The sequence below is a fragment of the Stenotrophomonas sp. AC248 genome (assembly GCF_979258185.1).
In genome coordinates this window covers 2,726,682-2,752,781 of the sequence record NZ_OZ409840.1, presented here as the reverse complement: position 1 = coordinate 2,752,781, position 26,100 = coordinate 2,726,682, and the positions used below count along the sequence as shown (strand labels likewise).

Annotated in this window: 22 protein-coding genes and 1 pseudogene; 7 read left to right on the top strand and 16 right to left on the bottom strand. The window is 67.1% G+C overall.

Annotation, left to right across the window (positions count from 1 at the left end):
* Positions 1 to 2: 2 nt before the first annotated feature.
* From ACZ0AE_RS12545 to ACZ0AE_RS12535, 3 genes are all read right to left on the bottom strand, one after another.
* Entirely contained in the window at positions 3 to 1,424 is a 1,422-nt protein-coding gene (locus ACZ0AE_RS12545; protein ID WP_463601289.1) for a ribosomal protein uL16 3-hydroxylase, read from the bottom strand.
* Positions 1,425 to 2,583: 1,159 nt separating this feature from the next.
* On the bottom strand, positions 2,584 to 3,951 hold the full coding sequence (gene purB, locus ACZ0AE_RS12540; RefSeq protein ID WP_038687585.1) for an adenylosuccinate lyase: 1,368 nt from the start codon (positions 3,949 to 3,951) through the stop codon (positions 2,584 to 2,586).
* A gap of 36 nt (positions 3,952 to 3,987) precedes the next feature.
* Positions 3,988 to 5,310, bottom strand: coding sequence for a hemolysin family protein (locus tag ACZ0AE_RS12535; protein WP_463601288.1), 1,323 nt, complete (start codon positions 5,308 to 5,310; stop codon positions 3,988 to 3,990).
* 285 nt (positions 5,311 to 5,595) lie between these two features.
* On the opposite strand from ACZ0AE_RS12535, the gene ACZ0AE_RS12530 reads away from it, so the two are divergent.
* Complete coding sequence (locus ACZ0AE_RS12530; protein WP_428712742.1) at positions 5,596 to 7,008, top strand: class II fumarate hydratase; 1,413 nt, start codon at positions 5,596 to 5,598, stop codon at positions 7,006 to 7,008.
* A 229-nt stretch (positions 7,009 to 7,237) separates the two neighbouring features.
* Here the strand turns inward: ACZ0AE_RS12530 and ACZ0AE_RS12525 are convergent, their stop codons facing one another.
* From ACZ0AE_RS12525 to ACZ0AE_RS12495, 7 genes are all read right to left on the bottom strand, one after another.
* Complete coding sequence (locus ACZ0AE_RS12525; RefSeq protein WP_137190089.1) at positions 7,238 to 7,663, bottom strand: hypothetical protein; 426 nt, start codon at positions 7,661 to 7,663, stop codon at positions 7,238 to 7,240.
* Between the two features lie 91 nt (positions 7,664 to 7,754).
* Positions 7,755 to 8,351, bottom strand: a complete 597-nt coding sequence (locus ACZ0AE_RS12520) for a DUF2884 family protein (RefSeq protein WP_463601287.1) — start codon at positions 8,349 to 8,351, stop codon at positions 7,755 to 7,757.
* A 25-nt stretch (positions 8,352 to 8,376) separates the two neighbouring features.
* Positions 8,377 to 9,264, bottom strand: a complete 888-nt coding sequence (locus tag ACZ0AE_RS12515) for a DUF4097 family beta strand repeat-containing protein (protein WP_447594615.1) — start codon at positions 9,262 to 9,264, stop codon at positions 8,377 to 8,379.
* A gap of 23 nt (positions 9,265 to 9,287) precedes the next feature.
* Complete coding sequence (locus tag ACZ0AE_RS12510) at positions 9,288 to 10,319, bottom strand: ABC-2 transporter permease (RefSeq protein ID WP_463601286.1); 1,032 nt, start codon at positions 10,317 to 10,319, stop codon at positions 9,288 to 9,290.
* Complete coding sequence (locus ACZ0AE_RS12505) at positions 10,316 to 11,191, bottom strand: ABC transporter ATP-binding protein (protein ID WP_038687597.1); 876 nt, start codon at positions 11,189 to 11,191, stop codon at positions 10,316 to 10,318. The genes ACZ0AE_RS12510 and ACZ0AE_RS12505 overlap by 4 nt, the downstream gene beginning before the upstream one ends.
* Complete coding sequence (locus tag ACZ0AE_RS12500) at positions 11,188 to 11,550, bottom strand: GntR family transcriptional regulator (protein WP_019185943.1); 363 nt, start codon at positions 11,548 to 11,550, stop codon at positions 11,188 to 11,190. Before ACZ0AE_RS12500 ends, ACZ0AE_RS12505 begins: the two co-directional genes overlap by 4 nt.
* Positions 11,551 to 11,552: 2 nt before the next feature.
* Positions 11,553 to 11,807, bottom strand: coding sequence for a hypothetical protein (locus ACZ0AE_RS12495; RefSeq protein ID WP_038687600.1), 255 nt, complete (start codon positions 11,805 to 11,807; stop codon positions 11,553 to 11,555).
* Between the two features lie 411 nt (positions 11,808 to 12,218).
* On the opposite strand from ACZ0AE_RS12495, the gene ACZ0AE_RS12490 reads away from it, so the two are divergent.
* From ACZ0AE_RS12490 to ACZ0AE_RS12465, 6 genes are all read left to right on the top strand, one after another.
* Positions 12,219 to 12,827, top strand: a complete 609-nt coding sequence (locus ACZ0AE_RS12490) for a glutathione peroxidase (protein WP_463601285.1) — start codon at positions 12,219 to 12,221, stop codon at positions 12,825 to 12,827.
* Between the two features lie 84 nt (positions 12,828 to 12,911).
* A complete protein-coding gene (locus ACZ0AE_RS12485) occupies positions 12,912 to 13,892 on the top strand; it encodes an FKBP-type peptidyl-prolyl cis-trans isomerase (protein WP_038687603.1) in 981 nt (326 codons plus the stop codon).
* Positions 13,893 to 13,915: 23 nt separating this feature from the next.
* Positions 13,916 to 15,265 carry a UDP-glucose dehydrogenase family protein gene (locus ACZ0AE_RS12480; RefSeq protein WP_463601284.1) on the top strand — a complete coding sequence of 450 codons (1,350 nt, stop codon included), beginning with the start codon at positions 13,916 to 13,918 and terminating at the stop codon, positions 15,263 to 15,265.
* Entirely contained in the window at positions 15,258 to 15,497 is a 240-nt protein-coding gene (locus ACZ0AE_RS12475; RefSeq protein ID WP_038687608.1) for a SlyX family protein, read from the top strand. Before ACZ0AE_RS12480 ends, ACZ0AE_RS12475 begins: the two co-directional genes overlap by 8 nt.
* Before the next feature lie 13 nt (positions 15,498 to 15,510).
* Positions 15,511 to 16,224, top strand: coding sequence for a DUF2058 domain-containing protein (locus tag ACZ0AE_RS12470; RefSeq protein WP_038687609.1), 714 nt, complete (start codon positions 15,511 to 15,513; stop codon positions 16,222 to 16,224).
* A gap of 107 nt (positions 16,225 to 16,331) precedes the next feature.
* Positions 16,332 to 17,566 (top strand): IS3 family transposase gene (locus ACZ0AE_RS12465; RefSeq protein ID WP_463601283.1). Its coding sequence is split into 2 segments (ribosomal slippage): positions 16,332 to 16,683 and positions 16,683 to 17,566, totalling 1,236 coding nucleotides; the frame shifts between segments, so codons are not numbered across the junction.
* Positions 17,567 to 17,739: 173 nt separating this feature from the next.
* On the opposite strand, the pseudogene ACZ0AE_RS12460 reads toward ACZ0AE_RS12465, so the two are convergent.
* The 6 genes and pseudogenes from ACZ0AE_RS12460 to ACZ0AE_RS12435 form a co-directional block, all read right to left on the bottom strand.
* Positions 17,740 to 17,916 (bottom strand): annotated as a pseudogene (locus ACZ0AE_RS12460) (IS110 family transposase); the annotation flags it as partial.
* Between the two features lie 527 nt (positions 17,917 to 18,443).
* Positions 18,444 to 19,778: an amidohydrolase family protein gene (locus ACZ0AE_RS12455; RefSeq protein WP_463601282.1), complete on the bottom strand. Its 1,335-nt coding sequence runs from the start codon at positions 19,776 to 19,778 to the stop codon at positions 18,444 to 18,446.
* A 94-nt stretch (positions 19,779 to 19,872) separates the two neighbouring features.
* Positions 19,873 to 21,072, bottom strand: coding sequence for an MFS transporter (locus ACZ0AE_RS12450; protein WP_448133999.1), 1,200 nt, complete (start codon positions 21,070 to 21,072; stop codon positions 19,873 to 19,875).
* A gap of 142 nt (positions 21,073 to 21,214) precedes the next feature.
* Positions 21,215 to 23,899, bottom strand: a complete 2,685-nt coding sequence (metH, locus tag ACZ0AE_RS12445) for a methionine synthase (protein WP_463601281.1) — start codon at positions 23,897 to 23,899, stop codon at positions 21,215 to 21,217.
* A 57-nt stretch (positions 23,900 to 23,956) separates the two neighbouring features.
* Entirely contained in the window at positions 23,957 to 25,066 is a 1,110-nt protein-coding gene (locus tag ACZ0AE_RS12440; RefSeq protein ID WP_463601280.1) for a homocysteine S-methyltransferase family protein, read from the bottom strand.
* A gap of 8 nt (positions 25,067 to 25,074) precedes the next feature.
* Entirely contained in the window at positions 25,075 to 26,004 is a 930-nt protein-coding gene (locus ACZ0AE_RS12435; RefSeq protein ID WP_038687616.1) for an ArsR/SmtB family transcription factor, read from the bottom strand.
* Positions 26,005 to 26,100 lie beyond the last annotated feature (96 nt).

Here is a 26,100-nt window from a genome sequence, read left to right as displayed (position 1 = left end):
GCTCAGACCGGCTTGCCGTCGTCCTGGTCGTCGCTGTCGTCGAAATCGACGATGACTTCGATGCCATCTTCGTGGATGGTCACTTCATGCACGTCGGCCTCGACGGTGGCGTCGTGCATGACCTCGATGCTGTCGGTGCCGTCAACGACGGCGTCCTCGGCGAAGTGGCCGTCTTCGACGTCGTCCTCTTCGTCATCGACATCCTCCTCGATGGCGTTCGGGTCGAACAGCTGGTAGTAGCCACCGGCCACGAGGGCCTGCACGGCGTCGCGGCCCTTGGCCGAGAGCTTGAGGTAGAGCGGACCGCCGAGCTGTTCGGTGGCCGCCAGGACCTGCGCATCCTTGACCGGCAGGGCAAACTCCAGGCCGCTGCAGTACAGGCTGGCCCCGCGCTTGGCGCGGCGCCAGGCCATGCGTGCCCACGGGTGGCGCTGCAGGTCCAGGCCGGCGGCCAGCGCGTCCTCGATTTCTTCGCGCGGCAGCGGGTCGGCACCGGCCACCACGTCGCCGGCGGCGCGGTAGGTGGTGATGAAGCGGCCGAACCAGTCGCCGAGCTTGTCGGGGTCGTTCATGCGGATGGCATTGAGCGCCTCGACCACGCGGTTCATGGCCAGTACGTCGATTTCGTTGGGGTCTTCGGGCAGCTTGAGATCCGGATCCTGGTAGCGGATCGACTCGTCGGCGCCTTCGATGAGGGTGTCCAGGTAGTCGCTGATCAGTTCGGCCGAGGCCGGTGCGCGCATGCCGAAGGAGAAGGTCAGGCAGGGGTCTTCGGCGACGCCGTTGTGCGGGACGTTGGGCGGCAGGTAGAGCATGTCGCCCGGTTCCAGCACCCAGTCGTGGGTGGGCTTGAAGCGGCGCAGGAGCTTGAGTTCGACGTCGTCGCGGAAGTCCAGCGGGGGGCGCTTGCCCTTGGTGGATTCACTGGCGTCGATCTGCCAGCGGCGGTGGCCGTAGGCCTGCAGCAGGAAGACGTCGTACTGGTCGACGTGGGCGCCGACCGAGCCGCCGGTGGCGGCGAAGCTGATCATCACATCGTCCATGCGCCAGCGCGGCAGGAAGTCGAAGTGGTTGACGAGGGCGCGGACGTCGGCGTCCCACTTGTCGACGTCCTGGACGAGCAGGGTCCAGTCGTGGTCGGGCATGCCGGGGAATTCGTCTTCCTGGAACGGGCCGGTACGCACGCTCCAGCCGTCGGTGGCGCGGTCATGGGTGATGAGGCGCGACAGGGCGGTTTCTTCGCAGGCCAGGCCGGCGAGGTCTTCGGGCTGGACGGGGGTTTCGAAATCGGGGAAGGCGCCGCGGATGAGCAGCGGGCGCTTCTGCCAGTAGTCGCGCAGGAAGACGGCGGCGGGCATGCCGAGCGGCAGGCCGGGGCGGGCCTGGATTTCGATGACGGGGGTCTTGGTGGTGCGGGCAGCCATGGGGGAATCCTTGGAGCGTGTAGACGGAAAGCGGGGGCGCGGCAGGTGGCCGGCGCGAGCGGGGCCATTGTCCGCTGGTTGGGGCCGATGTGCACCTGCGGTGGGGTGTCGCGGGGTGGTGGGGGTGGAGTTTCAAAGCGTAAGGCCACGTCCAAAGCCACGTCCGAAGCGTCCAAAGCCACGTCCAAAGCAGCGCCTTGGCTGACTGCGGCGGGAGGCGGCCGGGCAGCCTTGCCCAGGACACGCCGTAAACCCGTCCATGGGGGCTCGGTGTTGCCATCCATGGCAACACACGGTCCTGGGCAAGGCCGCCCGGCCACCTCTGGACGGTATCCGGTCTGGGCGGCAGGTAAGGCGGGTCAGTGGCGTGCGTTGTTACGTGACGTGTGCGGTAACGAAGTACGACAGAGGTGATGTGTGGCTCTGGTAGGGTCGGGTCCCGACCGACTGCCGATACCGTGTCCGGATCCGGTAACGCATTGCAATGAAACCCCCGTAGAGCCGGGCTCTGCCCGGCTGCTCTATGGCCCGCGGCGATAAAGAGACGATGCCAGCGCCCGTCCTTCTCCGGCCAGGATCATGCGTTCGTCGCGTTGATCAGCAGGGTCGGCGGTCGATCGGGATCCGACCCTACCGGGTGGGTTGGCGACGGGCATGTCCGCGGCCTTTGTCTTGCGGGAATGTGCGCGGGTACCGCACCGGGCGACGTCGGCTCGGGCGATGTCCCGCGGCCCGTTCCGTCCGTGGCTTCGCGGCGACCAAGGCCGGACGATGCATGGCCCGGTAGGGTCGGGTCCCAACCGACTGCCGATACGGGGTCCGGACCCGGTAACGCATTGCAACGAAACACAGGTAGAGCCGGGCTCTGCCCGGCTGCTCTATGGCCCGCGGCGATAAAGAGACGATGCCAGCGCCCGTCCTTCTCCGGCCAGGGTCATGCGTTCGTCGCGTTGATCAGCAGGGTCGGCGGTCGATCGGGATCCGACCCTACCGGGTGGGTCGGCGGCGGGGATGGCCGCGGCCTTCGTCCAGACCCGGTAGCACATTGCAACGAAACGCCGTAGAGCCGGGCTCTGCCCGGCTGCCCCCCAGCCCACAACGAAGAAGGGACGCGGGCAGTGCCGGCGTCCCTTCTGGGGTCCTGCGGGTGGCGCGATCCTCAGATCGCCTTGGCCAGGTCCGCCGCCAGGCCGATGTAGCCGCCCGGGGTCAGGTCGCGCAGGTTCTGCTTGGCGTCTTCGGGCAGGTCCAGCGATTCGACGAAGGCCTGCATCGATTCGGCGGTGATGCCCTGGCCGCGGGTGAGGGCCTTGAGCTGTTCGTAGGGGTTGGGCAGGCCGTAGCGGCGCATGACCGTCTGCACGGCTTCGGCCAGCACTTCCCACGCGGCGTTGAGGTCGGCGTCCAGGCGCTCGGGGTTCACGGTCAGCTTGCCCAGGCCCTTGGCCAGCGAGTCCAGGCCGACCTGGGTGTGGCCGAAGGCGGTGCCGACCGCGCGCAGCACGGTGGAGTCGGTGAGGTCGCGCTGCCAGCGGCTGATCGGCAGCTTGGCGCTGAAATGCTCGAACAGGGCGTTGGCGATGCCGAAATTGCCTTCGGCGTTTTCGAAGTCGATCGGGTTGACCTTGTGCGGCATGGTCGAGGAGCCCACTTCGCCTTCCTTGAGCTTCTGCTTGAAGTAGCCCAGCGAGATGTAGCCCCAGATGTCGCGCGCCAGGTCGATCAGGATGATGTTGGCGCGGCGCGCGGCATCGCCGATTTCGGCGACGTTGTCGTGCGGCTCGATCTGGGTGGTGTACGGGTTGAACACCAGGCCCAGGCTTTCCACGAAGCGCTTGGCGAAGGCCGGCCAGTCGACCGCCGGGTAGGCGATGACGTGGGCGTTGTAGTTGCCGACCGCGCCGTTGATCTTGCCGGTCAGTTCCACCGCGGCGATCTGCCTGCGCTGGCGCTCCAGGCGCGCCACCACGTTGGCCACTTCCTTGCCCAGGGTGGTGGGCGAGGCGGTCTGGCCATGGGTGCGCGAGAGCATGGGCTGTTCGGCCTGGGCATGGGCGAGGGCGCGCAGGCTGGCGGTCACGCCGTCCAGGCTGGGCAGCAGCACCTCGCGGCGGGCCTGTTCCAGGATCAGGCCGTAGCTGAGGTTGTTGATGTCTTCGCTGGTGCAGGCGAAATGCACGAACTCCAGCGCCGGGCCCAGCTCGGCGTCGGCCTTGAGCTGTTCCTTGATGAAGTACTCCACCGCCTTGACGTCGTGGTTGGTGGTGCGCTCGATTTCCTTCACCCGCGCGGCGTGGGCGGGGGCGAAGTCCTCGGCCAGGGCGCGCAGGCGGGCGCTGGCGGCGGCCGAGAACGGCGCCAGTTCGACGATGCCCGGCTCGTTGGCCAGGGCCAGCAGCCACTCCACTTCGACCTTCACGCGGGCCTTGATCAGGCCGTATTCGGAGAAGATCGGACGCAGTGCGTCGACCTTGCCGGCGTAGCGGCCATCGAGCGGGGACAGGGCGAGCAGGGCGAATTCGGACATGGCGGGCGCAGGGCAATGACGGCGGGGGCCGTCATTCTACGCTGCCCCGGGGGCCTCGGCCTGTGCCATGCGTACGGTGACGGCCTGGATGCGGTGGCCGGCCATGCGCTTGATGGTGAACTGGTGGCCGTCGATCACCAGCTGCTCGCCCTCTTCAGGCAGCCGCTGCAACTGGTGGACGATCAGCCCGCCGACCGAATTGAGGTGGTCCGGGGCCTCCAGGTCATGCCCGAGCAGGCGCTCCAGCCGGAAGATCGAGGTCGAGCCGGCCACCAGCAGGCTGCCATCGGCGCCGCGGGTGGGGGCGTCCTTGACGATATGCGGGTGCTCGTCCTCGATGTCACCCACCACCACTTCCAGCAGGTCTTCCAGGGTGAAGTAGCCCAAGATGCGGCCATGTTCCTCCACGCACAGCGCCAGGTGCGTGGTGCCGGTGCGGAAGCGTTCCAGCACGCTGGGAACCGGGGTCTCCAGCGCGATCAGGTTGGCCGGGCGCAGCAGCGCGCGCAGGTCGTCGGTGGGCTGGCCGCGGGCGATTTCCACCAGCAGGTCCTTCATGTGCAGGATGCCGAGCACGTCCTCACCGTCGCGGTCGAACCACGGGTAGCGGCTGTAGCGGCTTTCGGCAAATTCGGCCATCACCTCGGCCAGATCCATGCCATCGCGGAACGAGCGCAGGTGGTCGCGCGGGCGCATCAGGTCGCCGGCGACCAGCTCCGGCAGTTCCAGGGCGTGGCTCATCAGGGTCAGGCCGTGGTCGGGCGCACTGTCGGTGGGCTGCTGGCGGCCGACGATGAGCTTGAGTTCCTCGCGCGAATAGCGGTGCGAGGTGTGTTCAACATCGCCCCAGCCGGCCAGCCGCAGCAGCGCGTTGGCGCTGTTGTTGAGCAGCCAGATGGCCGGGTACATGGCCCAGTAGAACAGGTACAGGGGCGCGGCGGTCCACAGCGACATGCGGTCCGGGCGGCGGATCGCCATCGACTTGGGGGCCAGTTCGCCCAGCACGATGTGCAGGAACGAAATCACGCTGAAGGCGATGATGAAAGCGGTCAGGCGCGAGGCGTCGGCGCTCATGCCGAAGGCATCGAACAGCGGTTGCAGCAGGTGCGCGAAGGCCGGCTCGCCGACCCAGCCCAGGCCCAGCGACGACAGGGTGATGCCGAGCTGGCACGCCGACAGATAGGCATCCAGATGGGAGTGCACGTTGAGCAGCAGGCGGCCGCGCCAGCCGTGCCGTTCGGCCAGGCCGACGGCCTGGGTATGGCGCAGTTTGACCAGGGCGAACTCGGCGGCCACGAAGAAGCCGTTGAGTAGCACCAGGCCGAAGGCCAACAGCAGCAGGAGCAGGTTGCCGATCATCGCGCGCCTCGCGGCGTGGCCGCAGGCAGGGAGGCAACCGCATGGACGCAGGGAGCGTGCAGGGCTGCGCGCGCAGCGGCGCGCCAGGAACTACAGTGAGGGTCGTCACCCATGGGGGCGGAGATCTTTCTGAATGGACACGAATCCCGAGTCTAGCCGATCACCCGCGCTGTTGGGTTTCAGCGCACGGTGGGAGTATTGTGCGCAGAGCCGCCAGCCAGGGAATCAGGCCCATTGCCAGCCGCAGATTCCCTTTCCCTACCGAAAGAATCGCGGAGTAATGCAATGAGCAAGGGTTTCAGGATCGAACACGACAGCATGGGCGAACTGCAGGTGCCCAGTGATGCGTTGTGGGGCGCGCAGACGCAGCGGGCGGTGAACAACTTCCCGGTCTCCGGGCAGCGTATGCCACGCGGCTTCATCCGCGCGCTGGGCCTGGTCAAGGGCGCGGCGGCGGCGGTGAACGTCGAGCTCGGTCATCTGCCGAAGAACATCGGCAAGGCGGTCGAGGCAGCCGCGGCCGAAGTGGCCGACGGCCAGCACGATGCGCACTTCCCGATCGATGTGTACCAGACCGGTTCGGGCACGTCGTCGAACATGAATGCCAACGAGGTGATTGCCACCCTGGCCAACCGCGCGGGCAAGGCGGGCAAGCTGGCGGTGCATCCCAACGACCACGTCAACCAGGGGCAGAGCTCCAACGATGTGATTCCTACGGCGCTGCGCGTGTCGGCGCTGCTGGGCGTGCACGAACAGCTGCTGCCGGCGCTGGTGCACCTGCGCAAGACCATCGACAAGAAGGGCCGCAGCCTGCGCAAGGTGGTCAAGACCGGGCGCACCCACCTCATGGATGCCATGCCGCTCACCTTCGAGCAGGAGTTCGGCGCGTGGTCGGCGCAGTTGTCGTCGGCGCAGGAGCGTATCGAAGACAGCCTCAAGCGCCTGCGTCGGCTGCCGCTGGGTGGCACCGCGATCGGCACCGGCATCAACGCCGATCCGCGCTTTGGCGAACGCGTGGCCAAACTGCTCAAGCAGCAGACCGGGGTCAAGTTCGACAGCGCCGAGAACAAGTTCGAAGGCCTGGCTGCGCAGGACGACGCGGTGGAACTGTCCGGCCAGCTCAACGCGCTGGCGGTGGCCCTGATCAAGATCGCCAACGACCTGCGCTGGATGAACGCCGGTCCGCTGGCCGGCCTGGGCGAGATCGAGCTTCCGGCACTGCAGCCGGGCAGCTCGATCATGCCGGGCAAGGTCAACCCGGTGATTCCCGAAGCGACGGTGATGGTGTGTGCGCAGGTGATCGGCCACCACACCGCAATCACCGTGGCCGGGCAGACCGGCAACTTCCAGTTGAACGTGACGCTGCCGCTGATCGCGGCCAACCTGCTCGATGGGATCGGCCTGCTGGCCAACATCTCGCGCCTGCTGGCCGATACCGCGATTGCCGGCCTGACGGTGCGCGAAGACCGGGTGCGCGAGGCGCTGGATCGCAACCCGATCCTGGTGACGGCGCTGAACCCGATCATCGGCTATGAAAAGGCCGCGGGAATCGCCAAGCGCGCCTACAAGGAGCAGCGCCCGGTGCTGGATGTGGCGCTGGAAGATAGCGGGCTGTCCGAGGCCGAGCTGCGCAAGCTGCTGGATCCGGCGGCGCTGACGGCCGGTGGTATCCATGCTGGCAGTAGCGGCGGCGGTTGATCGGCACGCCCGGAGCAAACAAGAAAAACGGGCCGAAAGGCCCGTTTTTTGTTCCGCCGGTAGTGCCGGCCGCTGGCCGGCGCTTCGTTCCCGCCGAGAGCAAGCCGTTCGGTGACCGGAAATTCAGGGGCAGCCGGGCAGAGCCCGGCTCTACAGGGGGCTGGCTCCGTGGCCGTCGGTGGGTCGGGCGCCCAGAGCCCGACCCACCGACCCCCGCGCTACCGAAGCGTCAGTGCCGATCCGCCTGCAGATTGTCGAACGTCTCGGTGTAATCCTTGAACTCCGGAATGCGCTGCACCAGGTCCGGCGGAATCGGCTGCATGCCATCGGGCACCTGGATCTTGACCGAACGCTTGGCCGGGTCAGGTGGGGCATCGGTGAGGGTGTTCTGGCGCAGCACCTGCAGCTGGCCGAACATGCCCTGCAGCAGCGCCTGCTGGCTCGGGTCGAGCGGAATTTCGATCTCGTCGATCTTCATGTGGCCGTTGGGCAGCACGATGATGTTCGGCGCGGGTGCGCGGCGCACGGTAAGCATGCCGTCGCTGACGGTGATCTTCGGCTTGCCGCGCTCGGCACGATGGTTGCGGTATTCCTGGTCGCAGCCGGTGGCGGCCAGGCAGAACAGGGCGAACAGCAGCAGGCACAGCTTCTTCATGGTGGGCGCAGGCATGAAAAGGGGGAGGACCATTCTAGTCCTCCCCCGTGCATACGGGCCCGGCTGCGACCGAACGTCGCAGGCAGGGCGGTTACTTGCCGCAGTCGTCGATGTCGCTCTGGTCCATGGTGGCGTACGGCTTGAACTCGGGCACCGCAGCGGCCAGCGCCTGCTGCTTGGCCATCATGCCCGGCAGCAGGGTGCACAGCTGCTTGGCCTGGGCTTCGATCTTGCTGGCCTCGGCGTTCACGCGTTCCTCGATCCCGTTGGTATCCCCGGAGAAAATACCCTTGAGCGCCTCGCCGGCCGCCTTCACGCCCAGGTTGGCACCGGCCACGCCGATGTCCATGCCGGCGCCGGCAATCGCCTCGACCTGCTTGCGGTAATCCAGCAGCAGCGCGCGCTGGCTGGCGGTGGTGGTGACCGTCTTGCCGTTGATCAGCAGCTCGCCCTGCGGGGTGATCTCGGCCTTGTCGGACTGGTCGTTGGAAATGTTGATGTTGCCTTGGGCAAGTTCCCTGCGCGCCTTGTCGGTGGCGTCCTGCACGGTCTTGCCAACGGTGCTCGCTTCAGCGGCCGGTGACGCGGCCTTGCCGGTGGCCGGATCGGTCTTGCCGGCATCGTGGTTGCCGCAGGCTGCCAGCGGCAGGCACAGCAGCAGGGTGGGCAGCAGCAGTCGGGTGGTCATGCGCATGTTCCTGGAAAGGGGGGGATTACTTGCCGCGCGGCAGCTGCACGCGACCGCCGATACCGCTGTGGCGCACATCGCCACTGCCGCTGTGAGCCACGGTCAGGTCGCCGCTGACATCGCGCGCGGTGATGTCACCGGAACCATGCCGTTCGACGCTGACGTTGCCGCCCACGCCGCGCAGCTCGACATCGCCCGAGCCCACGTTGCCGACGCTGACGTTGCCCTTGACCTGGCGCACGTCGGCATCACCGGAGCCCAGCGTTTCCAGCGTCACGTTGCCCTGCACGCCGTCCAGTTCGAGATCGCCCGACCCTACCGTGCCGACCTTCGCGTTGCCGCGCAGGTTGCGTGCCTTGAAGTCGCCCGAGCCGACCGACAGCAGATTGAGCGCGCCGGCACCGTCCAGGGTCACATCGCCGGAGCCGATCGCCGCGGTGACCGGGCCCTTGATGTCGCGCAACGTGATGTCGCCCGAACCGACGTCGGCACTGAGCGAGTGCGCGCCGGTGACGCTGACGTCGCCCGAGCCGACCTTCAGCTGCACCAGCAGGGTGTCCGGCACGCTGCCGCGCAGGTCCAGGTAGGCGTAGTTGCTGCCCCCGATGTTGATGCTGAGGTTCTGCTTCTCGCGTTGCAGGCGCACCACCAGCTTGTCGCCCACCTTCTGCTGGGTCACGGTGAGCTGGCGCAGCCAGTCGGCGTTGGAGGCACAGGCGCGCCCAGAGAGCTGGGCTGCACCGCCACCGGCGGTGAGCACCAGATCGTGCTGGTTGACCTCGAACACCACTGCCTTGGCACCGGCCAGGTCGAGCTTGAGGTCGCGCGGTTCATTGAACGTGCACTGCGGCTGTTCGGCCAGGGCCGACAGCGGCAGCAACAGCAGGGAAGCAACAGCGAGCGTGCGGATCATGTGCGGCTCCTTGAATGAATCGATCAGATCTCGCCGGCGCGGCGGCGCAGGCGGATGGCGACGATGATGAACACCACGCCCACTGCGGCACCGATCCAGATATCGGGCAGGCTCAACGCGGCCAGCTGGTTGGTCGGGGCCAGTGCGGCCACCAGGTTGTCACGGTCGCCGATCACCGCGCGCAGCTGGTCGGTGCGGTAGAACACGTCGCTGCCCGGCAGGGTGCCCAGCAACAGGCGGCCGACGATGTGCTTCCAGAACCAGCCGCTGGTGCTGTCGAAGGCGTTCATCAGGTGCGTGCTGCTGACGATGATGCCGGCAAACAGCGGCAGCATCACCGCCCACAGGAACGGCTTGGTCTTGGCCCAGGCCGAGCACATCAGCAGCCAGCCCACGCTCGGCAGTGCCCAGAGCAGGTACACCGGCAGCCAGGACAGGTGGCCGGCCATGATGGCCAACGGGCTGGCCGGGCCCCAGATCAGGGTCATCGGGTCGCCGCCGTGGCTGAGCACCACCACGCTGATGATCAGCAGGAAGCCGAACATGGTCAGGATCGAGGCGATCACCGCGATCACCGGTGCCACCAGCAGGGCGCTCAGCGCCTTGGACAGCACGGTCTGGGTGTCCGACAGCGGCAGCGACTTCCAGAACAGGATGCTGCGGTCGCGGCGATCGTCGTACAGCGCCCCCAGGCAGTAGAAGAACACCACGAAGGCCAGCACGATGAACGGCCACAGCGAACTCAGCAGCAGGGTCAGGTCCAGGCCGTTGGCCAGGTTGTGCAGCGCCTCGGCGTCCAGCTTCTTCGTCAGCAGGGCCAGGTCCAGCCCGTTGACGTTGACGCTTTCATTGTCGATCACCAGGCCGCCGCTCTTGGCCGCGCGGTTCATGGCCAGCAGCCCGAACAGTATGCCGATCAGGCTCATCACCAGCGAAATCGCGCCGGCGATCAGCGGCGCATACAGGAAACCGCCGCGGTTCTCCCAGTATTCGCGCTTGAGCATCCACTTGAAGGTGCTGGCCTTGCTGATGGGGTGGTAGTGGACGGTGTTCATGCGTAGGTTCCCTTCATGATGGCCACGAACAGGTCCGCCAGCCCCGGGCTGCGGATCTCGCCCAGGGGCGTGAGCTGGGCGCGTGGCACCCCGTCGAACAACAGCACCGTCTTGCCGAACGGCAGCGCACGCTCATCGATGGGCTGCAGGGCGCGGGCGGCATCCAGCGATTCGGCCGACACCAGCACTTCGCTGTAGCGGTCGCCGATGTCTTCCATGTCGGTGGTGAGCACGATGCGGCCATCGCGGATGAACATCACGTCGGTGAGGATGTGCTCGATCTCTTCCACCTGGTGGGTGGTGACGATGATGGTCTTCTGCTCGTCGAAGTAATCCTCCAGCAGGCGCTGGTAGAACTCTTTGCGGTACAGGATGTCCAGGCCCAGGGTCGGCTCGTCCAGCACCAGCACCTTGGCATCGATGGCCATCACCAGCGCCAGGTGCAGCTGCACGATCATGCCCTTGGACAGCTCGCGCACACGCTGCTTGGGCTGCAGCTTGGTCGAGGCCAGGAAACGCTCGCAGCGGGCGCGGTCGAAGCGCGGGTGGGTGCCGGCGACGAAGTCGATCGCTTCGCGCACCTTCATCCAGCGCGGCAGCACGGCCACGTCGGCGATGAAGCACACATCGTTCATCAGCGCGTTGCGCTGCACGGCCGGGTCCAGCCCCAGCACCTGCAGCTCGCCTTCCACCGTGGTCAGGCCCAGCAGCGCCTTGAGCAGGGTGGTCTTGCCGGCGCCGTTGGGGCCGATCAGGCCGGTGATCCGGCCCGGGGCGATGGTGAAGCTGGTGTTGTCCAGCGCCACGGTCTGTTTGTAGGCCTTGCGCAGGCCGCGGGCGGAAATGACGACATCACTTGCAACGGCATTCATGAGGATTTCCCCTGGGGCAGCAATTCGTCGAGATTCAGGCCCAGGCGCTGGATGCGTTCCAACACCAGTGGCCATTCTTCATTGAGGAACCGGTCGCGCTCGCTGCTGCGCAGCTGCGTGGCCGCTTCCTCGGTCATGAACATGCCCAGCCCGCGGCGCTTCTCGACCAGGCCTTCGTCAGCCAGTTCCTGGTAGGCGCGTGAAACGGTGATGGGGTTGAGCTGGTACTCGGCGGCGACCTGTCGGACCGAAGGCAGGGCGTCGCCAGGCTTGATGATGCCGTCAAGCATCATGGCAATCACGCGCTCTTTCAGCTGACGGTAGATCGGAGCACCATCGCTCCATTGGATATCGCTCATGGTCAGCTCCGTGGGTTCAGCGACTGTGCGAATGAGAAGTAAGGCATGGACAGGGAGCTGTGCAGCCGGCGGGGGGGCGTGGGGGCGCCGTTGGCGTTCCCTGCCTGGAGTACGCCTGCGTCCTGCGGGCTTTCAAACGCACCGGTGGCGGCGGTGCTGCCGATGTCACCGGCGGGGGTGCCAAGCCAGCCGAGCAGCAACAGCGCGGAGGCGGCGGTGACAGCTTTGGCGGACTGGCGGCGGCGCATGCGGTTCATGGGCTTCCCCTGCATCAGGTGACTGGTGTTGTATGCAACTATAACACCGGCACGCCGGAGTGCAACAGGTTGCCAGCCCCAACTGATGGCAGGGGTATGACAGCGACCCCGCCGTGATTTCAAGTGGTTGATTTGTAAAAGGATGTTTTGGATCCCTCACGGCCGGGTGGGCTATCGTCCATTCAGTCTGGTCAATGGTAGGTGAGCGGGCGCCTCTATTCAGGTGCGGCGCCAGACCGCCAGATTCGGCAAGCCGGGGCTGACCCGGCCCTGGGCCGCGGTGGGTGCCGGGGGCGCCAGGTCCGTCGGTCGGCGCCCCGGCAGGGCGCTGCCGGCCCTGCCATGCAGCGGCAAAAGTGCCGGTGATATAGTCCGAAACAGCCCTTTTCATCCCTTTCGTGGAGTGTTGCGATGCCCCTGACCCCCCTTGAGTCGTCCCCGCGCCGTGCGGCCACCGTGCGGGTGCGCCGCTGGGGCGTGACGCTGCTGCTGGGCGGGTTGCTGGCCGCCGGCGGGGCCCACGCGGCCGGGCTGCTGGACGTGGCCTATCGCCCGCTGGCCGGCAAGGCCGAAGTCAACCTGCAGAAGCAGTACGGCGGCAAGGTGCTGCTGGTGGTCAACACCGCCAGCAAGTGCGGCTTCACCCCGCAGTACGAAGGCCTGGAGGCGCTGCAGCAGAAGTACGCCGCGCGCGGGTTCTCGGTGCTGGGCTTCCCGTCCAACGACTTCAAGGGGCAGGAGCCGGGCGATGAGACCCAGATCCAGGAATTCTGCACGCTGACCTACGGGGTCAAGTTCCCGATGTTCCAGAAGGTGCAGGTCACCGGGCCGCAGGCCACGCCGCTGTACCAGCGGCTGACCGCCGCCACCGGGGTGGCGCCGGGCTGGAACTTCCACAAGTACCTGATCGGCCGGGACGGCCGGGTGGTGGCGCAGTTCCCCAGCAAGGTCACGCCGGACGACAAGGCGCTGGTGGCCGCGATCGAACGTGAGCTGTCTGTCACACCGGCAAAGCACTGACCACCTCGACATCTCGCATGTGCGTGCGACAATGATCGCTTTCGCGCCGTCGTCGGCGTCCAGTCACTTCCAGGAAAGCAGCGAATGAAGATGGGAATGCGCGGCGCCGCGGCGTCGGTTCTGATTCTGGCGATGGGTGCCACCGGTACCGTGATGTCGCAACAACCGGCCGCGCGTGCGGCCGTCAAGGAGACTTCCGCTTTGAACTCCCAACGGGAAAAGCTCGGCTACGCCATCGGTATCGATGTGGCCAACTCGTTTGCCCCGATCTCCAGCGAGATCGATCTGGCTGCCCTGCGCCGCGGCGTGACCAATGCCTTTGAAGGCAAGCCGCCGCTGATTTCGCAGGACGAGGCGCAGAAGACCGACGCCGCCCTGCGCCAGGCGATGATGGCCAAGAGTGGCCAGCCGGTGCCGGGCGTGGCCCCGGGTACCGCGCCGCCGAAGGTGGACCGCGAGAAGGTGGGCCTGATGCTGGGCACCTACGCCGTGGGTCCGTCGCTGGCACCGCTGAAGGCGGACCTGGACCTGGACGCGCTGTTCGATGCCGTCACCACCACCTTCAACGGTGGCACCGCCAAGATGACCCCGGAGCAGGCCAAGGCCACGCTGGAAGGCTTCATGGCCGGCAAGCAGGCTGAAATGCAGGCCCAAGCGGCTGCCAAGGGCGGTACCAACCGTGCCGAAGGCAACGCGTTCCTGGCCAAGAACAAGACGGTGCCGGGCGTTGTCACCACCGCCTCGGGCCTGCAGTACCAGGTGCTGCGTCCGGGTTCGGGCGAGCGCCCGATGCCGACCAGCAAGGTCCGCGTCAACTATGAAGGCAAGCTGCTGGACGGCACCGTGTTCGACAGCAGCTACGAGCGTGGCCAGCCGATCGAATTCGGCCTGGACCAGGTGATCAAGGGCTGGTCCGAAGGCGTCTCGCTGATGCCGACCGGGTCCAAGTACCGCTTCTGGATCCCGGGCGAGCTGGCCTACGGCGAACAGGGCACGCCGGGCGGTCCGATCGGTCCGAACGCGACGCTGACCTTCGACGTCGAACTGCTCAACGTCCTGCCGTAAGCGAAACTGGAGTCCCCACGGACATGCGTGTAGCGATTTTCGGTACCGGTTACGTCGGTCTGGTCACGGGTACCTGCCTGGCCGATGTCGGCCACCAGGTGGTCTGCGTCGATATCGACCAGGCCAAGGTCGATGGCCTGAACCGTGGCGTCATCCCGATCTACGAACCGGGCCTGGAGCCGATGGTCAAGGCCAATCACGCCGCATCGCGGCTGGCCTTCACCACCGATGCTGCCAGCGCGATCACGCATGGCCAGGTGATTTTCATCGCCGTGGGCACGCCACCGGACGAGGACGGCAGCGCCGACCTGCAGTACGTGCTGGCGGTGGCCCGCACGATCGGCACGCACATGGCCGTGCCGACCGTGGTGGTGAACAAGTCGACCGTGCCGGTAGGCACGGCCGACAAGGTACGTGCCGCCATTGCCGAGGTACTGGCGGCGCGTGGGGTTGAGATCGCGTTCGACGTGGTCTCCAACCCGGAATTCCTGAAGGAGGGCGACGCGGTTGCCGACTGCATGCGGCCGGACCGCATCGTGGTGGGCGCCTCCAACCCCGATTCGGTGGCGCTGATGCGCCGCCTGTACGCACCGTTCAACCGCAACCACGACCGTGTGGTGGAAATGGACGTGCGCTCGGCGGAGCTGACCAAGTACGCCGCCAACGCGATGCTGGCGACCAAGATTTCGTTCATGAACGAAATTGCCAACATCGCCGAGAAGGTCGGTGCCGATATCGAGCAGGTCCGCCAGGGCATCGGCTCGGATCCGCGCATCGGCTGGCACTTCATCTACCCGGGCGCCGGTTACGGCGGCTCGTGTTTCCCCAAGGACGTGCAGGCGTTGGCCCGCACCGCGCAGCAGCATGGCCATGAGCCGAAGCTGTTGAACGCGGTGGAGGCGGTCAACGAAGCGCAGAAGGGGCATCTTTACCAGCTGATCCAGCGCCACTACGACCGTGGCGAGGACGAAGGCGTGCGTGGCAAGACGTTCGCGGTGTGGGGGTTGGCCTTCAAGCCCAACACCGACGACATGCGCGAAGCGTCCAGCCGGCGCCTGCTGGCCCAGTTGTGGGAAGGCGGCGCCACCGTGCGCGCCTACGATCCCGAAGCCACCGACGAAGCGCGCCGCATTTTCGGGCAGCGCGATGACCTGGTGTTCTGCGACAACGCCTACGACGCGCTGGACGGCGCCGATGCGCTGGTCGTGGTGACCGAATGGAAGCAGTTCCGCAGCCCGGATTTCGTCCGCCTGCGCGAGATGCTCAACGATGCGGTCGTGTTCGACGGCCGCAACCTGTACGACCCGCAGGAGATCGAAGCCGCGGGCCTGGCCTACTACGGCATTGGCCGGGGACGTTCGCTGCATGCATGATTCAACCCCCACACCGCGTGAGCAGGCGCTGGAAGCGCGCCTGATCGAGCTGGAAATGCGCGTGTCCTTCCAGGAACAGGCCTTGGCCGAGCTCAGTGAAGCACTGGCCGATGCACGCATCGAAGGCAGCCGCAACGCCGACCTGACCCGCCTGCTGCTGGAGGACCTGGGCAAGGTCCGCAACGCGCTGTATTCCGATTCGGGCGAAGAACCGCCGCCCCCGCACTACTGATCGATTCCACGTCATGAGCGATACACTCCGCGACCAGCTGCTGGGCCTTGGTTTCAAATCCGCGCCCAAGCCAGAACGCAAACCCGACGCCCGCCGTGACGGCCGGCCGGGCAACAAACCCCACGGTGCGCGTCCCCCGGGCAAGCCCGGCGAAGCGCGCCCGCCGCGTGAGGGTGCCCCGGGGCGTCCGCCGCGCGAGGGCGATGCCGCGCGCCGCGCGCCGCACGGCAAGGGCCGCCCGGGTGGCGGCAATCGTCCCGGCCAGGGCCAGAACGCCGGCCAGGGCAAGCCCCGTTCGCGCGAGGACATCGACCTGGCCAAGGCCTACGCGATCCGTGCGCAGAAGGAAAAAGACGACCGCATCGAAGCCGAGCGCCTGAAGCAGGAAGAGGCACGCCTGCGCCGCGAAGCCAAGGCCAAGCTGGACGTGCTGCTGGAAGGCAAGTCGTTGAATGACGCCGGCGCCGAGATTGCCCGCCACTTCAACTACGGTGGCAAAATCAAGCGCGTGTACGTCACCGCCGACCAGCTCAAGGCGCTCAACGCCGGCGAGTTGGGCGTGCTGCAGCAGAACGGCCGCTACCTGCTGGTGACGGCGGCCGTGCTCGACGAGGCCGAAGCGATCTTCGCCCCGTCGGTTGCGCTGCGCGTGGATCCCAACGCCACCGCCGAGGCTGACCCGTACGCCGACCCGGCCTATCAGGTGCCCGACGACCTGGTCTGGTAAGCGGTCGATCGCACGACGAAGAAGGGCGCCGAAAGGCGCCCTTTTTTTTGTGGTTGACCCGTCCTGAATTGGGTTGACACCTTTTCCCACAGGAAGAGGAATGTTCAATGAATTCAACACTCAGGCGCAGCCAGCGGGATTACTCGCTGGCCTTCAAATTGGCGGTGGTCGACCAGATCGAGCGTGGGGAGCTGACCTATCGTCAGGCCCAGGATCGATACGGCATCCAAGGCAGCAGTACCGTGCTGAAGTGGCTTCGCCGACATGGTCGGCAGGACTGGTCGGGTGGTGCATCATCTGCCCCCATGACCACTTCACCCAAAAGCGGGGCGGCCAAGCCGCTGACGCCGGAACAACAGATCAAGGCCTTGCAGGTGCAACTGCGGGAAGCCAACGAGAAAGCGCAGCTTTTCGAAGCCATCGTCGATGTTCTCAAAGAGGACTACGGGGTGCGGATCGTAAAAAAGCCTTCCGGCAAGTCCTCACGCAAGGGCGCCTCCAAGGCCTAAGCGTGGCAAGGGCTTGCCGACATTTCGGCATTAGTCGGCAGGCGTACTACAAAGCCGGCCATCGCCAACAACAGCAGCTGGTCGAGGGCGCGCGGGCGATCGCCTTGGTGGGTGGCTATCGGGCCCGTCAGCCACGCATCGGCACCCGCAAGCTCCACGGTCTGATCAGGCCGGCACTGCAGGAATCGGGGATAGCGATGGGGCGGGACCGCCTGTTTGGAGTCCTTCGTGATGCCCGGCTCCTGGTTCCCATGCGGCGGGCATATCACAAGACAACCGACAGCCATCACCGCTTCCGACGGCACCCCAACCTGCTCAAAGCTGGCGAGCGGCGCGTGGTACCCACCGGCTGCGAGCAGGTGTGGGTCGCCGACATCACCTACTTGCCGACGCAGGGGAAATTCGTCTATCTGAGCCTGATTACCGATGCGTGGTCACGCAAGATCGTAGGCTGGAGCGTGCATGACACGTTGCAGACAGAGCAGGTCGCCCAAGCCCTGCAAATGGCGTTGAAGGGGCGAAAAACGCGCCAACGGTTGGTCCACCACTCCGACCGAGGCATCCAATACTGCTCGGATTACTACCAGAAGATCCACGCCGCGCACGGCGTAACCTGCTCGATGACCGACGGCTACGACTGCTACCAGAATGCGTTGGCAGAACGGGTAAATGGGATCTTGAAAGGCGAATTCCTGCTGCATCGCCCTCGGGACCTGGCGCAGGCACGGCAGATGGTGGCCGAGTCGGTGGCGATCTATAACGCCGAGCGGCCGCACCTGTCCCTTAAAATGCAGACGCCCGATGCAGTGCATCGGGCGTCCTTGGCCGCCTGACGGCGGCCGATTCATCCGCCACAGGTGTCAACCTATGGCAGGACGGGTCAGGTTCTTTTCCCGAGCCGTCGCAGAGTGAGCACGACGCGACGCGGGTTGCCGTGTGTGCAGGCGCCGTTTGGATCGGCTGGCGTCTCCGATCCGGCCGGTCGCGAGCGTGAGGGCCCCGCAGCAGCCGGTAGCTCGTAGCCGCCGGTGGCCTCCAGCACCACCTGCTTCACCGGTAGCGTATTCAGCCATCTCACCAACTTGCAGTGACCGGCTGCGGTGTTGTTGAACTGCCGGGCCGGGCCTTGAAAGACCGCAACATCCAGGTGTTTTTTGCACACATCGATCCCGATTCCGCTCATGGGAAATCTCCGCTAGGCTGGAAAGGTCGAGAGCTCCCCCGCTTGCCCAGTCTTATCACTTCGAGTGCTGCCTCGAGCAACTGTTCGGGCGGATCAAGGGAGATTCCGGCGTGGGCGCCCAGCTACAGGTCGATCGTCGAGATCCAGGCCCCTACGGCGGCCCACGCCGGCTCTCGACGCCTACGCTGCCAGATTCCGAACAGATAAGGCCCCTGGTGCAAATGTCCCCCGGCCGCGGGGCGGCCTCCTCCTTTATTTTGCCCAGGAGCCTACCGGCTGCTACGGGGCTCGGCTTGCGGTAAGCAGCGGAGAAGCCTGGCTTTTCGGGCGCTGTCGGTGGGTCGGGCGCTGGGCCCCCATGCCCTTGGAGGCGAAATAAAGGGGGAGGGGGCGGCCGCAGGCCGACGCCGGAGGACATTCGCCGGAAAGGGCATGGGGGCCCAGCGCTCGACCCACCGACGGCTGCGTCTGAAATGCGTCAAGGCATGTTTCTGCTTACCTCGCGTAGGGGCGAAGAACCCGGGGGGTTACTCCGTGATCGGCCCGGCCACTTCCTGCCCGGCCTGCCAGACCGCGCCGATGCGCTGGGTGTTGGCGATGTCGGTGAGCGGGTCGGCGTCCAGCACCAGCAGGTCGGCGCGCTTGCCGGCGGCGATCCGGCCACGGTCGGCCAGGCCCAGCAGGTCTGCCGCCTGTGACGTGGCCACCTGCAGTGCCTGTGCCGGGCTCAGCCCGGCCTGCACCAGCAACTGCAGCTCGCGGTGTTCGGCAACGCCGATCACCCGATGCGGCATCGCACCGGCGTCGGTGCCGAAACCCAGCTTGACCCCGGCCGCATGCAGGCGGCGCACGTTGTCCAGGTTGGTCGCCACCGCTTCGCGCGCGGCCGGAATGCCGCTGCCGGCCAGTTGCGCGCGCTGCCATTCCGGCTGCGACCAGCGCGCCAGCACGTCGCGGTGCAGGGCCTGGCGCAGGAACGGCTGCTGCAGCGCCTGCGGGTGTTCGGCATACCAGTAGTTGGCCTCGTCGATGGCCACCGTCGGGATGTACCACGTGCCCTGGTCGCGCATTTTCCTGGCCAGCATCGGATCGACTGCACGGTCACGGATGCCGTGGGCGAGGATGTCGACCCGGGCATCGACCAGGTCGCGGGCCTGGTCAAGGTCGTGGATGTGTGCGGCCACGGTGAGCCCGCGTGCGTGCGCTTCGGCGATGGCGGCGCGGTACACCTCCGGGTTCATCATCGGGCGCTTGCCGCCGAGGTCGTCCACCCACAACTTGATCAGGTCCACACCGTCAGCATGCTGGGTGGCGACCGCCGCGCGCGCCTGTTCAGCGGTGCGCGGGCGTGCCACCGGATCGTGGCGCAGACCCATGCTGTCAGCCGGCGGTGCGCCATCGGGCGCGCCGATCCCGCCGCCGGCGCCGTACAGCTGCGCGCCCAGGCGGGGATCGGCGTTCACCTCGGTGCGGAGGGCGAAGAAGTCGGCGCCATTCATGCCCAGCGCGGTGACCGTAGTGATGCCATAGCGCTGGAACTGGCGCAGGTCGCGCACCACGTTGTCGCGCGTGTAGAAGCGGTCGCCGTGCTCCAACCCCTGCGTGTTGCCCACATGCGCGTGGTTGCTGACCAGTGCAGGCAGCAGCGTCTTGCCGGTGTAATCGACCCGGCGCGCACCGGTGGCGGCAGCGGGCAGGGGCGTGCCGATGTGCACGATGCGGGCGCCGTCGATCAGCACGGGGGTGATGCCGCGGTCGCGCTGGCCATCGAAGACGCGCGCGTTCTCGAACAGGATCGGCTCGGCGGCGGCAGGCAGGGCGACGGCGGCGAGCAGCAGTGCCCACAGGCGGGTCGGTCGCATCGGCGGCTCCAGTCTTGGGGGAGGGGTGAGCCTACCTTATCGGCGTGGTCGGGTTGGGGGCGCGGGGGTTGCCGGCCAGCGGCCGGCACTACCGTCATCTGCGGGGGCGCGGGCGGGCGCGGAGCAGGGGCAGGCTGATGGCGAAGAAGCACAGCAGGGCGCCGGCGAGCGCGAAGCCGCTGCCCGCCAGGAAGGCGGTGCGGCCCTGGTCGATGCCCCACAGCTGGCCGGCGATCAGGGCGCCCAGCACGCCGCCCACGCCGGAGGAGAAGCCATACAGCAGGCCCTGGCCGTGGCCGTTGAGGCGGCCGGGGAAATAGGTGGCCAGCATCTGCATCGCGGCTGCGAAGAACGCGGCAAACCCCAGGGCGTGCGCGGTCTGTGCCATCAGCATCACCGGCAGGTTCTCCGGGAACAGCGCGGTGATCGCCCAGCGCACGGTGGAACTGAGCAGGGCAATCAGCAGCATCCAGCTGGCGTCATAGCGGCGGAAGAAGCGGCCGATGGTGAAGAACACGCCCACTTCGAATACCACCCCGACGGTCCACAGCAGCCCCAGCGTGGAGGTGGCATAGCCGTGGTGGTCCATGTAGACCGAGAAGAACGTGTAGTACGGACCAAACGACAGCTGTTCCATGAACGCGGCCAGGAAGAAGGCCAGCACCTGCGGCTTGCGCACGATCTGCCAGAAGCCGGTCGCGTCGCCGTCGCTGCGCTGCAGGTTGCGCGCGTAGTGGTTGGCAAACCCCGAGGCGGTCAGCAGGCCGAACAGCGGCAGCATCAGCCACGGCAGCAGGTGCGCGTTGCCGGCGCCGCCGTGGCCTTCGATGATCCAGCCAAACAGCATCACCACCGCGATGAAACCCAGCGAGCCCCAAACGCGGATCAACCCGTAGCGATGGCTGTCGCTGCCCAGGTGGGTCAACGTGATCGATTCGAACTGCGGCATCACCGCGTTGTAGAAGAAGCAGAACGCGACCATCGCCGGGTACAGCCACGGTTGCGGCAGCGGCAGCAGGAACGCGCAGAACGTGAGCAGCGTCAGCACGCAGCCCAAGCGCAGCCAGAAAATCGGGCGCGGCGAGGCGGCGGCAAGCGAGGTCCACGTGGTGGGCGCGACGATGCGGGTGGCGTACCAGATGCCCATCATCACGCTGATCGCGGTGACGCTCATCCCGCGGGAGGTCAGGAACAACGACCAGTACGGGGTGAACGCGCCGAGCGCGGCGTAGTAGACCAGGTAGAACGAAGAGAGGCGGACGACCGGTACGGCGTCGCGGGTGGGGGCGGTCATGCGGGATCTCGATGGGCGCGCACCCATCAACGGTGGGTACCAACCGGTGCATTATGCCGGTGTCACCCGACCGTTGGTCGGGTGAACGACCCACCGATCCGCCACGACGCGGTAGCACCCGACCGTTGGTCGGGTGACACCCTCACTCCGGATCGTAATCCAGGTTCGAGGCCAGCCAGCGCTCGGCCTGCACGCGGTCCACGCCCTTGCGCTTGGCGTAGTCGCTCACCTGCTCGCGCGACACCCGCCCCACCACGAAATACTGGCTCTGCGGATGGCTGAAGTAATAGCCGGATACGGCCGCCGTCGGCAGCATCGCAAAGCTCTCGGTGAGCTGCATGTCGGCGTTGCGCTCGGCGTCCAGCAGCCGGAACAGCGTGGCCTTTTCGCTGTGCTCGGGGCAGGCCGGGTAGCCCGGGGCCGGGCGGATGCCGCTGTACTTCTCGGCGATCAACGCTTCGTTGTCCAGCTGTTCGTCGGGCTGGTAGCCCCAGTAGTCGGTGCGCACGTGCTGGTGCAGGCGCTCAGCCAGCGCTTCGGCGAAGCGGTCGGCCAGCGCCTTGAGCAGGATGGCGTTGTAGTCGTCGTGGTCGGCCTCGAAACGGGCCACGTGCGCGTCGATGCCGATCCCGGCGGTCACCGCGAACGCGCCGATCCAGTCCTGCTTGCCGCTGTCGGCCGGGGCGATGAAATCGGCCAGGCAGAAATCCGGCCGCTCCACCGGCTTGTCGACCTGCTGGCGCAGGAAGTGCAGCACCGCCGGGCCGTCGTCGGTGCGCAGGTGCACGTCGTCGCCGACGCTGTTGGCCGGCCACAGCCCGAACACCGCCTTGGCGGTCAGCCATTTTTCGCTGACGATGCGGTCGAGCATCGCGCGCGCGTCGCGGTACAGCTCGGTGGCCTGCGTGCCCACGATCTCATCGGTGAGGATGGCCGGGTACTTGCCGGCCAGTTCCCAGGCCTGGAAGAACGGCGTCCAGTCGATCACCCCGACCAGGTCGGCCAGGGGGTAGTCGTGCAGCACGTGCAGGCCCGGCTTGCGCGGCGTGGGCGGGCTGTAGGCGGCCCAGTCGCCGCTGAAGCGCTGCGCACGCGCCTTGGCCAGCGTCACCAAACGCTTGGCGTCGCCGCGGTTGCGGTGGCGCTGGCGGATGTCGGCGTAGTCGGCCTCGTTGGCGGCCACGAAGGCCTCGCGCAGCTCGCTGGAAATCAGCGACTGGGCTACGCCGACCGCACGCGAGGCATCCTTCACCCAGACCGTGGGCGCCTTGTAGTGGGGGTCGATCTTCAGCGCGGTGTGTGCGCGCGAGGTAGTCGCGCCGCCGATCATCAGCGGCATCGTGAAGCCCTGCCGCTCCATTTCGCGGGCGACGTGGCTCATCTCCTCCAGCGACGGCGTGATCAGCCCGGACAGGCCGATGATGTCGGCATTCTCGGCGCGCGCGGCATCGAGGATCTTCTGCGCCGGCACCATCACGCCCAGGTCGACCACCTCGAAGTTGTTGCAGGCCAGGACCACGCCGACGATGTTCTTGCCGATGTCGTGCACGTCGCCCTTGACCGTGGCCATGATGACCTTGCCGTTGCTCTTGGCGGTGTCGCCGCTGCGTGCCTTCTCCGCTTCGATGTACGGCAGCAGGTAGGCCACCGCCTTCTTCATCACGCGTGCGGATTTGACCACCTGCGGCAGGAACATCTTGCCGGCGCCGAACAGGTCGCCCACGATGTTCATGCCGTCCATCAACGGCCCTTCGATCACGTCCAGCGGGCGGCTGGAACGGGCGCGGGCTTCTTCCGTATCGGCTTCCACCCAGGCGTCCAGACCGTGCACCAGCGCATGCGCCAGGCGCGCGTCGATCGGCTTCTCGCGCCAGGCCAGGTCCTCGCCCTTGACCTCGCCTTTCTTGCCCTTGTAGCGCTCGGCGATCTCCAGCAGGCGCTCGGTGCCGTCGCGGCGGCGGTTGAGGATCACGTCCTCCACGCGCTCGCGCAGCTCCGGGTCCAGCTCGTCGTAGATCGGCATGGCGCCGGCGTTGACGATGCCCATGTCCATGCCGGCGGCGATGGCGTGGTAAAGGAACACCGCATGGATCGCCTGGCGCACGCTTTCGTTGCCGCGGAAGGAGAACGACACGTTGGAGACGCCGCCGGAGACATGGCAGTGCGGCAGGGTGCGCTTGATGATGCGGGTGGCTTCGATGAAGTCGACCGCGTAGTTGTCGTGTTCCTCGATGCCGGTGGCGACGGCGAAGATGTTCGGATCGAAGATGATGTCCTGCGGCGGGAAGCCCACCTCGTCCACCAGGATGCGGTAGGCGCGGGTGCAGATCTCCACCTTGCGCGCGCAGGTGTCGGCCTGGCCGTCCTCGTCGAAGGCCATCACCACCGCGGCGGCGCCATAGCGCAGCACCTTGCGCGCGTGCTCGACGAACTGCGCCTCGCCTTCCTTGAGCGAGATCGAATTGACCACGCTCTTGCCCTGCAGGCACTTCAGCCCGGCCTCGATCACGCTCCACTTGGAGGAATCGACCATCACCGGGATCCGGGCGATGTCCGGCTCGGACATGATCAGGTTGAGGTAGCGCGTCATCGCCTTTTCGGAATCGATGAGGCCCTCGTCCATGTTCACATCGAGGATCTGCGCGCCGTTGGCCACCTGCTGGCGCGCCACGTCCACCGCCTCTTCGTAGCGCTCCTCCTTGACCAGCTTGCGGAACTGCGCGCTGCCGGTGACGTTGGTGCGTTCGCCGATGTTGACGAACAGCAGGTCCGGCGTGATCACCAGCGGCTCGAGGCCGGACAGGCGGGTGGGGCGGGGAGTCGTCATGGGCAGGCGGGCACGTGCTGGCGGGGGAGGGTCAACGACAACGGGAGACGGATGCGCTCACGCGGCATCCTCCAGGGCGGGGCCGGGCAGGGCGCGCGGCGGCAGGTCGGCCACCGCCTCGGCGATGGCCCGGATGTGCGCGGGGGTGGTGCCGCAGCAGCCCCCCACCAGGTTGAGCAGGCCGGCGCTGGCGAACTCGCGCAGGGTGCCGGCCATTTCCTCGGGGGTCTCGTCGTACTCGCCGAACGCGTTGGGCAGGCCGGCATTGGGGTGCGCGCTGACCAGGCAGTCGGCCACGATCGACAGGGTTTCCACGTGCGGGCGCATGTCGTCGGCACCCAGCGCGCAGTTCAGCCCGACCGACAGCGGTCGGCTGTGCGCGACCGAGGCATAGAACGCCTCGGCGGTCTGCCCGGACAGGGTGCGCCCGGATGCATCGGTGATGGTGCCGGAGATCATGATCGGCAGGCGCGCGCCCCGGTCGTCGAACGCTTCTTCGATGGCGTACAGGGCGGCCTTGGCATTGAGCGTGTCGAAGATGGTTTCCACCATCAGCGTGTCGGCGCCGCCGTCGATCAGCCCGTCGATGGCTTCGCGGTAGGTCTCGCGCAGCGCGTCGAAGCTGGTGTTGCGGAACCCGGGATCATTCACGTCCGGGCTGATCGAAGCGGTGCGGCTGGTGGGACCCAGCACGCCGATCACGAAGCGCGGCTTGTCCGGGGTGGTCGCCGCGACCGCATCGCAGCACGCACGGGCGACGGCGGCGCCGGCCCTGTTGAGCTCGTAGACCAGGTGCTCCAGGTGGTAGTCGGCCTGGCTGACCGAGGTGGCATTGAAGGTGTTGGTCTCCACCAGGTCTGCGCCCGCTTCCAGGTAGGCGGTGTGGATGCCGGCGATCACCTCCGGCTTGCTGAGCAGCAGCAGGTCGTTGTTGCCCTTCAGGTCGTGGCCTTCGGGTGCGGCGTGGTCGCAGCCGGCGCCATGGATATGCGCCACGTGGGCGCTGTCGTAGCCGTCGACGAAGCGCGCGCCCCGGTAGTCGTCTTCCTGCAGCCCGTGGCGCTGGATCATCGTGCCCATCGCGCCGTCGATGATCAGGATGCGCCGGGCAAGCGCTTCCTGCAGGGCGTGGACGCGATCGGGGTGCAACCAGGGCAGGGACGACATGGCGGGCCTCAGGGTTTGGTGGCGATCAGCGAGATGACTTCGAAATGCGGCGGGCGCTTCTCGCGGGTCACCGTTTCCAGGTTGGAGACCACCAGCCCGGCCTTCTCGGCGAACTTGCGCAGTTCCTTGTCCGAGAAGCCCAGGTTGACGTGGCCGTACGCATCCACGGCGGCCTTGTGCTCGTGGCGGGCCAGGCTGCACAGCAGCAGGCGCCCGCCCGAGCGCAGCACGCGCGCGCCTTCGGCCACGGCCTGGGCCGGCTTGGCGGCATAGGTGAGGGCATGCATCAGCACCACCAGGTCGAAGCTGCGGTCCTTGAACGGCAGGGCATGCATGTCGCCTTCGCGCACCTCCACGTTGGCCAGGCGGCGCAGGCGCTCGCTGGCGGCGGCCACCACGCGCGCGCTGGTGTCGATGCACACGTAGCGCTTGGCGTGCGGGGCGACCAGCTCGGCCAGCACGCCGTCGCCGGAGGCGATGTCGAGCACGTCGCCGGTTTCCAGCAGCGGTAGCGCGGTGCGCGCCAGCGCCTCCCAGGTGCGGCCGGGCGAGTAATGGCGCTCCATGTCGCCGGCGACGCTGTCGGCCCAGTTCTGGTCGGCAGCGCGGCTGGCCAGCACCGAGGCCACCCGTTCAGCGTCCTGGCGCAGCAGCGGGTCGTCGCTGCCGGTGCTGAGCGCATGCCACAATGCACGCTGCGCGGGGTCCAGCGCGGCGTCGTCGAAGCGGTAGTAAGCCGACACGCCGGCCCGGCGGTCGCGCACCAGGCCGGCTTCCTTGAGCCGGGCCAGGTGGGTGGACACGCGTGGCTGGGCCAGCGTGGTGATGGCCGAGAGCTCGGCCACGGTCAGTTCTTCCTGCTCCAGCAGTGCCAGCAGGCGTACGCGGGTGGCGTCGGCGAACACTTTCAGCCGGATCGACCAGTCCTCAAGATCCATAAATATCTACCTATCGCGATATAGAGATATTTTCGTCCCTGGACCGGGTGGGGTCAAGTCAGCCGGTATTGCCTGCCCCCCGGTACAATCGCCGCA